Annotated in this window: 9 protein-coding genes; 6 read left to right on the top strand and 3 right to left on the bottom strand. The window is 65.4% G+C overall.

What is annotated here, in order from left to right; translation table 11 throughout:
* Positions 1 to 349 (top strand): glycosyltransferase (locus HMPREF2914_RS20160; protein ID WP_139148220.1); only part of this gene is annotated, 349 nt, incomplete at its 5' end.
* Positions 350 to 509: 160 nt separating this feature from the next.
* Positions 510 to 1,394, top strand: a complete 885-nt coding sequence (wapR, locus tag HMPREF2914_RS20155) for an alpha-1,3-rhamnosyltransferase (protein ID WP_003141745.1) — start codon at positions 510 to 512, stop codon at positions 1,392 to 1,394.
* A gap of 18 nt (positions 1,395 to 1,412) precedes the next feature.
* Here wapR and waaL read toward each other — a convergent pair whose 3' ends face one another.
* Together waaL and HMPREF2914_RS20145 are read right to left on the bottom strand one after the other, a co-directional pair.
* Positions 1,413 to 2,618 carry an O-antigen ligase WaaL gene (gene waaL, locus HMPREF2914_RS20150; RefSeq protein WP_023092695.1) on the bottom strand — a complete coding sequence of 402 codons (1,206 nt, stop codon included), beginning with the start codon at positions 2,616 to 2,618 and terminating at the stop codon, positions 1,413 to 1,415.
* A 7-nt stretch (positions 2,619 to 2,625) separates the two neighbouring features.
* Positions 2,626 to 3,276 (bottom strand): BUD32 family EKC/KEOPS complex subunit, encoded by a 651-nt coding sequence (locus HMPREF2914_RS20145; protein ID WP_003114545.1) that lies wholly within the window; start codon positions 3,274 to 3,276, stop codon positions 2,626 to 2,628.
* A 107-nt stretch (positions 3,277 to 3,383) separates the two neighbouring features.
* Between HMPREF2914_RS20145 and msbA the strand changes: the two genes are divergently transcribed.
* The 4 genes from msbA (at position 3,384) to HMPREF2914_RS20125 (ending at position 9,334) form a co-directional block, all read left to right on the top strand.
* Entirely contained in the window at positions 3,384 to 5,195 is a 1,812-nt protein-coding gene (gene msbA / locus HMPREF2914_RS20140; RefSeq protein WP_023092694.1) for a lipid A export permease/ATP-binding protein MsbA, read from the top strand.
* Positions 5,196 to 5,235: 40 nt separating this feature from the next.
* Positions 5,236 to 6,660: a bifunctional D-glycero-beta-D-manno-heptose-7-phosphate kinase/D-glycero-beta-D-manno-heptose 1-phosphate adenylyltransferase HldE gene (gene hldE, locus HMPREF2914_RS20135; RefSeq protein WP_003095747.1), complete on the top strand. Its 1,425-nt coding sequence runs from the start codon at positions 5,236 to 5,238 to the stop codon at positions 6,658 to 6,660.
* Positions 6,661 to 6,787: 127 nt separating this feature from the next.
* Entirely contained in the window at positions 6,788 to 8,077 is a 1,290-nt protein-coding gene (locus tag HMPREF2914_RS20130; RefSeq protein WP_031277280.1) for an acyl-CoA dehydrogenase family protein, read from the top strand.
* Positions 8,078 to 8,125: 48 nt separating this feature from the next.
* Positions 8,126 to 9,334, top strand: coding sequence for an acyl-CoA dehydrogenase family protein (locus HMPREF2914_RS20125; RefSeq protein ID WP_023092692.1), 1,209 nt, complete (start codon positions 8,126 to 8,128; stop codon positions 9,332 to 9,334).
* A 24-nt stretch (positions 9,335 to 9,358) separates the two neighbouring features.
* On the opposite strand, the gene HMPREF2914_RS20120 is transcribed toward HMPREF2914_RS20125, so the two are convergent.
* Positions 9,359 to 10,279 (bottom strand): hypothetical protein, encoded by a 921-nt coding sequence (locus tag HMPREF2914_RS20120; protein WP_003114542.1) that lies wholly within the window; start codon positions 10,277 to 10,279, stop codon positions 9,359 to 9,361.
* Positions 10,280 to 10,347: the final 68 nt, after the last annotated feature.

Below are 10,347 nucleotides of genomic sequence, written 5' to 3'. Positions count from 1 at the left end.
GCCCCATCAACCATTAAATCCGTATACCCAGAATTTCGAGGCGATGGCCTGCGGTTGCGTACTGCTGGCCTACGACCAGGGCGAGCGGGAAAACGAGGCCTTGGGTTTCCGGGACATGGAGAATATCGTGCTGTATCGCTCGGTGGCGGACATCCAGGAAAAGCTCGCGATCCTGCGCCTCGATACGGCCCTCGCCGAGCGGATCGCGCGAAGCGGCCAGGCGCTGGCCATCGAACGATTCAGCTTCGCCGCTGTCGGTCAGAGTATCGTCGAGGCCATGCGGCCCGCGTTGCGCGAGCCGGAGCGTCCCGGATGGCTGGAGAAGACCTGGCGACGTATTTTTACCTGAGAGTAGCAGCCGAAAAGAGCTGGGGCTTCAGGCGTGTTTGCTATTGTTCAGCTTGTTTTTCCGGGCTGGGGGGAGGTGTAGGACCGATGAAGATCGCAGGATCGCTCATGCATGTCTGGCGCTTTGAATGGGGACGTGAAGGACAGGTAAGGTTGTAGTTATGACGCTCGTCGATGATGGTTCGCAGCCATTGGTTTCCGTGATCATCGCTTCCTATAACCACGAAAAGTACATAGAAGCGAGCATCGCCAGCGTGGCTGCGCAGACGTACCGCAACGTGGAACTGCTGGTGGTGGACGATGGTTCCAGCGATGGCAGCGTCGAGCTTTTGCACGGGCTCCAGGCGAAGTACGGCTTCGACCTCAGGGTCCAGCAGAACCAGGGACTGTCGAAAACGCTCAACGAGGCGATCGCCAGGGCACGGGGAAATCTCATCGTGCCTTTCGGGTCGGACGACATCATGTTGCCGCAACGCCTGGAGAAACAGGTGGCACACATGTGGGACAAGCCCGAGGTAGGTATCTGCGCGGGCAATATCGAGATCATCGACTCCAATGGCCGGGTCATGCCGGGTAAGGAGCAGCGCAAACGCGACCTGCCTTTCCGCCGCCTCGACTTCGATGACCTGTTCCTGGACCGCAAGCCGGGCCCGATGGCGCCCACCCTGATGTTCCGGCGGGAAGCCCTGGAGAAGGTCGGCGGTTTCGATCCGGACATACGCCTGGAAGATGTCTACATCGAACTGGCGGTAACCAAGGCTGGCTACGTCATCGATATTCTTGGCGAGGTCCTCGCCCAGTACCGCAAGCATCCCACCAATACGTACAAGAACGCCCGTTTCATGGTGGACAACGTATTCAAGACGTACAGCCAGTTCAGCGATCACCCCGATTACGAGCAGGTGATCATGCGCTTCCGCAATTCGATGTTCCTCAAGTGCTCGAACCGGGACAAGGTGCTGGCCCGGGAGCTGCTCTCCGGCTTACCGCTGAAGTACTGGAACGAGAAGACCTTCCGCGGCATTGCGCGGCTGTTCTTCTCCTGACCGCTGATACCGCCGCGCTCAAGGCGCGGCGATATCTTCACCGCGCCTGCTGGCGGCGAACCTTTGCTGGATCCACAGCGCATACAGCAGCGCCATGGGAATCCAGATCAGGAACCAGTGTTCCTTGGGACGGGGCAGGAAGGCGTTGCCCTCCGTGAGTCCGGCTGCCAGGCCGAACACCAGCCAGGTCGAGGCTAGCAGAACGGCTGGAGACTTCCGGTTTTTCCAGGAGAAGGCGAAGGCCAGGGCGTAGATCGCCACCCACAGCAGGAGCCCGATGATCCCTCCAGCGAAAAGCACACCCAGTTCGATGTTGTGCGGGTCGGCGAGCAGCATGCCGTTGCTCAGGACGATTCGCATCGGATGATCGTAGCCGTGTCCGAGCCATGGATGCTCGCCGATCTGGCGTAGGGCGTCGGCCCAGATTTCCGGGCGAAACGATGCCCCTCTCTGGGTGATCACTTCCGGGTACAGGATGTAGCCCAGTAGCGCTCCAGCCAGAGCGAGTGCCAGGGCGATGAGGGCCTTTTTCCTGTCTCCGGCCAGGACCAGCCACATAAGGGCTGCTGTGAGCCCTACCAGGGGAGTACGCGAACCGGTCGCGATGAGAAGGCCACCGAGCAGCGCCAGGGAAATCAGTGGCAAGGGGGCCAGGATAGGGCGCGACTGCATCCAATAAGCCAGCCAGAATGCCGTGAAGGCGCCATAGACATGGGCACTCAGTAATGGGTTATAGAGAGCGCCATAACCGGTAAGGCGCAGCGGGTTGGCGTCCCAGTAGTATTGCAGCAAGGTGGCTGCCGCGGAGATCACCGCGCCAAGGGCTGCCAGCCAGGTCGCGGTCTTGAGGCGGAGGGGGGCCTCGAGCGCCAGGATGGCGGCGCAGAAGAATAGGAGAGCGATGTACAGGGGGCGCTTGAGCAGCGAGCCGGTGGAGTTCTCCGGGGCCGACCAGGACAGGCTCAGCATCATGTAGCTGCTGAAGGCGAGGAAGGCGATGAACAGCGGCGAGCCCGTTAGCGGGCGAAGCAGACGCGGTTGCAGTATCACGTACAGTAGCGTCGGTGCCGCCAGGAGGATATAGAAAAGGCGATGGTAGTCGGAGCGGTCGCCGACCCAGAACATTCCGGTGAGCAGGGCCAGCCAGCCCAGCGGCAGGATCCAGTGGCTGAGGATGCGGCTGGTATCGTGGCGGAGACGGGTCAGTCGGGTAGCTGCGAACATTCCTTGCTCAATCCAGTTGCAGTTGCTTGAGGAGCTGCTCGAGTGTCCAGTGGACCTGGCTGCTGCGGAGATAGGCCTTGAGCACCAGGTGCTCGCTGTCGTCGAGGAACCAGGTTCGATCCTGTTCGTAGCGCAGCAGGTGCTTGAAATTGCGAATGCGCTGGGCGGCGCTGAGCGCCGAGCGCTGGACCCGCAGGTCGGCGATGTCGATCAGGCCCATCCGGCCTTCCGGCGTGCGCACCACGTTGCCCAGGTGCAGCGAGCGGAAGTACACCCCCTTGGCGTGCAGCGCGGCGATCAGCTCGCCCAGTTGCGTCCGGACTGCGTCGCCGCACTCCGGGTCGTTGCGGTCGAGTTGGCGGAGGGTCTGCCCCGGTAGCGGCTCGTAGTGCACTGCGTCGCGCTGGATATGTGGGATCCGCAGTACGTCCAGCACCTTCGGGCAGACGATGCCGCGCCGCGCCAGTTCGCTGGCATTGCGGGCGAAGCGCTCCGCATAGGGGAACAGGGCTGCGGAGGAAATCAGGCGCTTGCGGCGAAACAGCTTGAGGAAGGACCCGTCGCGCAGACGCAGTACCTTGTCCCCATGACCATCGGCTTCCAGCACTTCTGCGTTGTCACGCAACTGCAAGTAGGAGGGGTAGTCTATGACTCGCATGCGAGCTCCTGAACGAACGGCCCGCCATCTTACCCCAACACGCCTTCCAGGCAGAGTGATGGAGGTCCTGTGCTACACTCCGGGACCTTTTCAGCATGTAAGAAACCATGAGCGATAGTCCTCAGAATCCCGGACCTTCCAGTCTCAAGATCTATTTCCGCCTGTTGGGCTACGTGAAGCCCTACATCGGAATGTTCCTACTCAGCATCGTCGGTTTCCTGATCTTCGCGTCGACCCAGCCGATGCTGGCGGGCATCCTCAAGTATTTCGTCGACGGCCTCTCCAATCCTGACGCGGCATTGTTTCCGAATGTGCAGTGGCCCTGGTTGCGCGACCTGCACCTGGTCTACGCGGTGCCGTTGCTGATCATCCTGATCGCTGCCTGGCAGGGGCTGGGCTCGTTCCTCGGCAACTTCTTCCTGGCCAAGGTTTCCCTGGGGCTGGTGCATGACCTGCGGGTCGCCCTGTTCAACAAGCTGCTGGTGCTGCCGAACCGCTATTTCGACACGCACAGCTCCGGCCACCTGATCTCGCGCATCACCTTCAACGTGACCATGGTTACCGGAGCGGCCACGGATGCCATCAAGGTGGTGATCCGTGAAGGCCTGACCGTGGTCTTCCTGTTCCTCTACCTGCTGTGGATGAACTGGAAGCTGACCCTGGTGATGCTGGCGATCCTGCCGGTCATCGCGGTGATGGTGACTACTGCCAGCCGCAAGTTCCGCAAGCAGAGCAAGAAGATCCAGGTGGCCATGGGCGACGTCACCCACGTCGCCTCGGAAACTATCCAGGGCTACCGGGTGGTGCGCAGCTTCGGCGGCGAAGCCTATGAAGAGAAGCGCTTCCACGACGCCAGCCAGAGCAATACCGACAAGCAGTTGCGGATGACCAAGACCGGCGCGGTCTACACGCCGATGCTGCAATTGGTGATCTACGTCGCCATGGCGATACTGATGTTCCTCGTGCTGTGGCTGCGCGGGGACGCCTCGGCCGGCGACCTGGTGGCCTATATCACCGCGGCGGGCCTTTTGCCCAAACCGATCCGCCAGCTTTCCGAGGTCAGTTCCACGATCCAGCGCGGCGTCGCCGGCGCCGAGAGCATCTTCGAGCAGCTCGACGAAGCGGCGGAGGAAGACCAGGGGAGCGTCGAGAAGGAGCGGGTCAGCGGGCGCCTGGAAGTGCGCAACCTGAGCTTCCGTTATCCCGGAACCGACAAGCAGGTGCTGGATGACATCAGTTTCGTCGCCGAACCCGGGCAGATGATCGCCCTGGTCGGCCGTTCCGGTAGCGGCAAGTCGACCCTAGCCAACCTGGTTCCGCGCTTTTATCAGCACAATGACGGCAAGATCATGCTTGATGGCGTTGAGGTCGAGGATTATCGCCTGCGTAACCTGCGCCGCCACATCGCCCTGGTGACCCAGCAGGTCACGCTGTTCAACGACAGCGTGGCCAACAACATCGCCTACGGCGACCTGGCTGGCGCGCCGCGCGAGGAAATCGAGCGGGCGGCGAAGGCTGCCAACGCCAAGGAATTCATCGACAACCTGCCGCAAGGCTTCGACACCGAGGTCGGCGAGAATGGCGTGCTGCTTTCCGGCGGCCAGCGCCAGCGTCTGGCGATCGCCCGGGCGCTGCTCAAGGACGCGCCCCTGCTGATCCTCGACGAGGCGACCTCGGCGCTGGACACCGAGTCGGAGCGGCATATCCAGGCGGCGCTGGACGAAGTGATGAAAGGGCGCACCACCCTGGTGATCGCCCACCGCCTGTCGACCATCGAGAAGGCCGACCTGATCCTGGTGATGGACCAGGGGCAGATCGTCGAGCGCGGCAGCCACGCCGAGCTGCTGGCGCAGAACGGCCACTATGCGCGGCTGCACGCGATGGGACTGGATGAGCAGGCGCCGGCGCCTGTCGGCTGATAAACTGGGCGTCTGCCCCGAGAGGTTGTTTGGAGTTCCCATGAAGTTGTCCATGCCCCGTTTCGACCAGGCCCCGGTGTTGGTGGTCGGTGATGTGATGCTTGACCGCTACTGGCATGGCGCGACTTCGCGCATTTCGCCGGAGGCCCCGGTGCCGGTGGTCCGCGTCGAACAGCACGAGGACCGCCCCGGCGGCGCCGCCAACGTCGCGCTGAACATCGCCGCGCTGGGCGCACAGGCCTTGCTGGTCGGCGTCACCGGCCGCGACGAGGCCGCCGACAGCCTGGCCAACAGCCTCAAGGCCGCTGGAGTGGACGCGCGCTTCCAGCGCATCGATAGCCAGCCGACCATCGTCAAGCTGCGGGTCATGAGTCGTCACCAGCAATTGCTGCGGGTCGACTTCGAGGAACCGTTCCGCACCGACGCGGCGGCCCTGGCCGTGGACGTCGAGTCGCTGCTGGCCAAGGTCAAGGTGCTGGTGCTGTCCGACTACGGCAAGGGCGCGCTACAGAACCACCAGGTGCTGATCCAGGCGGCGCGGGCGCGCAACATTCCGGTACTGGCCGATCCCAAGGGCAAGGACTTCGCCATCTATCGCGGCGCCAGCCTGATCACCCCGAACCTGTCCGAATTCGAGACCATCGTCGGCCGTTGCGCCGACGAAGCCGAACTGGTCGCCAAGGGCCAGGCGCTGATGAGCGAACTCGACCTCGGCGCCTTGCTGGTGACCCGCGGCGAGCATGGCATGACCCTGCTCCGCCATGGCCAGCCGGCCCTGCACCTGCCGGCGCGGGCGCGGGAAGTGTTCGACGTCACCGGTGCCGGCGATACGGTCATCTCCACCCTGGCCGCGGCGCTTGCCGCCGGCGAGGAGCTGCCGTCCGCGGTGGGCCTGGCCAACCTGGCCGCCGGCATCGTGGTCGGCAAGCTGGGTACCGCGGCGATCAGCGCGCCCGAACTGCGTCGCGCGGTGCAGCGCGAGCAGGGTTCCGAGCGTGGCGTGCTGGGCCTGGAGCAACTGCTGCTGGCAATCGAAGACGCCCGCGCCCACGGTGAGAAGATCGTCTTCACCAATGGCTGCTTCGACATCCTTCACGCCGGCCACGTGACCTACCTCGAACAGGCGCGCGCCCAGGGCGACCGCCTGATCGTCGGGGTCAACGACGACGCCTCGGTCACTCGCCTGAAGGGCGTTGGCCGGCCGATCAACTCGGTGGACCGGCGTATGGCGGTACTCGCCGGGCTCGGCGCGGTGGACTGGGTGGTGAGCTTCGCTGAAGACACTCCCGAGCGCCTGCTCGAGCAGGTGCGTCCGGACGTGCTGGTCAAGGGCGGCGATTACGGCGTCGAGCAGGTGGTCGGCGCGCAGATCGTCAAGGCCTACGGCGGCGAGGTACGGGTGCTCGGCTTGGTGGAGAACAGCTCCACCACCGCCATCGTCGAGAAAATCCGCCAGAAAGGCTGAGCCTTTCCCCGGCCGGTCGCCCCTGGCGGATGACTGGCTGGCCTGACAACTCCCTTCGGCGAGACGGTCATAGGCGCTGCCCATGCGGCGGCGCATGATCCGGGCATCCCATCCTGCGTGGAGCAAGATGCCCATGAGCACCGATGTACAGGGCCGTGCCCTGGCTGTACTGAACCGTGTCGCCCAGGCCGACTGGCCGGATCGCTTCAATCTTCGCAAACCCTTCGAGAAACTGCTCTACAGCGGCAGCCGTACCGGCTTCCGCCTGGCCAGCGAGCGTTCGGCGAAGCAGGCGAAGGGACCGCGCAAGGCCGATCCGGACGGGTTGTTCGACCTGTCGTTCTCCGACGACCAGCAGATGCTGGTGGACATGCTCGAAGGCTTCGCCCTGGAGGTGTTGCGTCCGCTGGCTCATGACGCGGATGCCGAGGCCAGCCTGCCGGCGGAACTGCTCAACCAGGCGCTGGAGCTGGGCCTGACCCACTATGGGGTCGGCGAGGTGCACGGCGGCATGGCCGGTGAGCGCACCACGGTGACCACTGCCCTTATCGCCGAGGCCCTGGCCAAGGGCGACCTGTCGCTGGCGGCGGCCCTGCTGGTGCCGTTGTCGGCGGCCAACTGCATCCGCCGCTGGGGCAGCCCCTCGCAGCAGGCGCAGTGGCTGCCGGCGTTCGTCAGCGAAGAGGGGGCGCCGCTCACCGCCATCGCGGTCAACGAGCCGAGTCTGCTGTTCGACCCGCAGAAACTGGCGACCCGCGCCCGGCGCAAGGGCAGTCACTACCTGCTTTTCGGAGAGAAATGCCTGGTCCTGCGCGGCCTGGAGGCCAGCCGCCTGATCGTCGCGGCGAAGACCGACGAGGGGCCTGCGCTGTTCCTGGTGGAAGCCTCCGCCAAGGGCGTCGAGCGACGTGCCGAGCCGGCGATGGGACTGAAGGCCGGCGGCACCGCCCGGTTGCGCCTGAAGAGCGTCAGGGTGCCGGCGGACAACCGCCTGGCCGCCGAGCATTTCGACTACCGGGCCTTCCTCGATCACGCGGCCCTGGCCTGGTGTGCCCTGGCGCTGGGCACCGGGCAGGCGGCGCTGGACTACGTGATCGCCTACTGCAACGAGCGCGAGGCCTTCGGCGAGCCGATCAGCCATCGCCAGGGGGTCGCCTTCATGGTCGCCGACATCGCCATCGAACTGGACGCCATGCGCCTGATGGTCTGGCGCGCCTGCGCCCTGGCCGAGCGCGGCCAGCCGTTCCAGCGCGAGGCTTACCTGGCGCGTCTGCTGTGCGCCGAGAAGGCGATGAAGATCGGCACCGACGCCGTGCAACTGCTCGGCGGCCACGGCTTCACCAAGGAGCATCCGGCCGAGCGCTGGTACCGCGACCTGCGCGCGGTAGCGCTGATGGCCGGCGGCCTGCACCTGTGAACCCGAGCGAGTGCGCGGTCCGCCGCGACGAGTGAACGAGGAATCGACATGTACCTGGAAACCCCGAAGAAATTCCGCAGCCTGTCCAACCAGGCGCATCAGGTCGCGGAAAACTATTTCCGGCCGATCTCGCGCAAGTACGACAAGGCCGAACACGCCTATCCGAAGGAGCTGGACCTGCTCGCGGCCTTGCTGGACGGCATGAACAGCGGCTCGCCCGAGGCTGTCGGCGCGACCTCGGCGAGCAAGCGCGCCGGCAAGCAGGTAGAGGAGGGCATCAAGAATGGCGGCAACCTGTCGGCATTGCTCGGCGTGATGGAACTGTGCTGGGGCGACGTCGGCCTGCTCCTGGCCATGCCGCGCCAGGGGCTGGGCAACGCGGCGATCGCCGCGGTGGCCAACGAGGAGCAGTTGCAGCGCTTCGGCGGCACCTGGGCGGCGATGGCGATCACCGAGCCGGGCTGCGGCTCGGACTCGGCGGCGATTCGCACCACCGCGACCCAGGATGGCGACCACTATGTACTGAACGGCGAGAAGATTTTCGTCACTTCCGGCGAGCGGGCCGATGCCGTGGTGGTCTGGGCCACCCTGAACCGCAACCTGGGGCGGGCGGCGATCAAGTCCTTCGTGGTCGAGAAGGGCACGCCGGGGATGACCGTGACGCGCCTGGAGAAGAAGCTCGGGATCAAGGCTTCGGATACCGCTTCGATCAGTTTCAATGATTGCCGGGTGCCGGCCGCGAACCTGCTGGGCAACGCCGAGGTCGACGTGCAGAAGGGTTTCGCCGGGGTCATGGAGACCTTCGACAATACCCGCCCGCTGGTGGCCGGCATGGCCGTCGGGGTGGCCAAGGCGGCGCTGGACCGGACCCGCGAATTGCTGAAGAAGGCTGGCTGCAAGTTCGACTACAGGAAACCGCTGCTCACCGTCAGCCACGCCGAGGCCACTCTCTATCGCCTGGAGGCGGAGTGGGAGGCAGCGCGCCTGTTGACCTTGAAGGCGGCATGGATGGCCGACAACAAGCTGCCCAACTCGAAGGAAGCGTCCATCGCCAAGGCCAAGGCTGGACGGGTGGCCAACGAGATCACCCTGAAGTGCGTGGAGCTGGCTGGCGCCCTCGGCTACGCCGAGGATGAGCTGTTGGAGAAGTGGGCGCGGGACTCGAAGATCCTCGACATCTTCGAGGGCACCCAGCAGATCCAGCTGCTCATCGTCGCTCGCCGCCTGCTCGGCAAGTCTTCCAGCCAGTTGAAGTAGAAAGGGCGGCAAAGCCCGCCCGGTTCAGGCGCTGGCGCGGTCGCGCCCACCGCCGGCCTGGTCGCCGTTGCTGGATGGCCACAGTGCCAGCCAGTCGCGGAAACGGATGCGTTCCTCATGCACCAGCCAGCCGTCCTGTACGGCAAAGCTCTCGGCCAACCACAGGCCGCGGGTGGCCGCAGGGCGCAACTGGCCCTTGCGCAGGGTGAACAGGTCGCCGGTGGGGCGCCCCTGGTCCAGCGGCAGCAGGTAGAGATCGGGGCGCCGACGGTCCAGGCGCGCCACCAGCGGACCGCTCTCGAGCCGCTCGTCGACATGGTAGAGGCTCGGCTCGCGCGCATCGCGCGGCAGCTCCAGGCGCATGTCGTAGACCAGTTGCAGCGAGGCCGTGGGCAGGTGTACGTAGGCGCGTGGGCGCTCCAGCAAGCGCAGGCTGCCGGCTTGCACCGGACGGGCGGCGCCGGACAGCGGGGTGAGGACGAAGTGGCTGTTCTCCCGGTAGCGCAGCGAACCCTGGTAGGGCGTCGGCAGCCAGGTGTCGCCGAAGCGCCCGCCGAGCCAGCCGCCGGCGGTCTCCACCAGGCATTCCTCGGCGACTTCCTGGATCGCCGTGAGCAGCGGCAGGTTCAGTTCGTGGGCCGGTACGTAGCCGGAGATCAGCTTGAGCACGGTATCGCCGCGGTCCAGCCGGCGCTGACGGACCAGCACCCAGTAGTCGCGGCCCTGCCAGTTCAGGGTCAAGCGCACCGAGACCCCCAGGTTGGCCAGCTCGGCGACGAAGCGCTGCGGGTCGGCTACCTCCATGCGGCGGCGGCGGACGAGCATCTGCTGGAAGTTCAGCGGCAGGCCGAGGGCCTGGTAGACCAGCCCGTCCGGGGAGGCCTCCACCAGCAGCGGCAGGGTCTTGAAGGCGGACGGATCCTTGCGGGCGAGCATACGGGGCATACGGGGCTCCTTGTCGGGTCATCGCGCCGGGGCGGGACGGAGGCTCACGTTCGATGCACCGGCCACCG

Source organism: Pseudomonas sp. HMSC067G02, assembly GCF_001813485.1.
GTDB classification, from domain to species: domain Bacteria; phylum Pseudomonadota; class Gammaproteobacteria; order Pseudomonadales; family Pseudomonadaceae; genus Pseudomonas; species Pseudomonas aeruginosa.
Note: the sequence above shows the minus strand (reverse complement) of the source record. Positions and strands in the feature narration are given on the sequence as shown.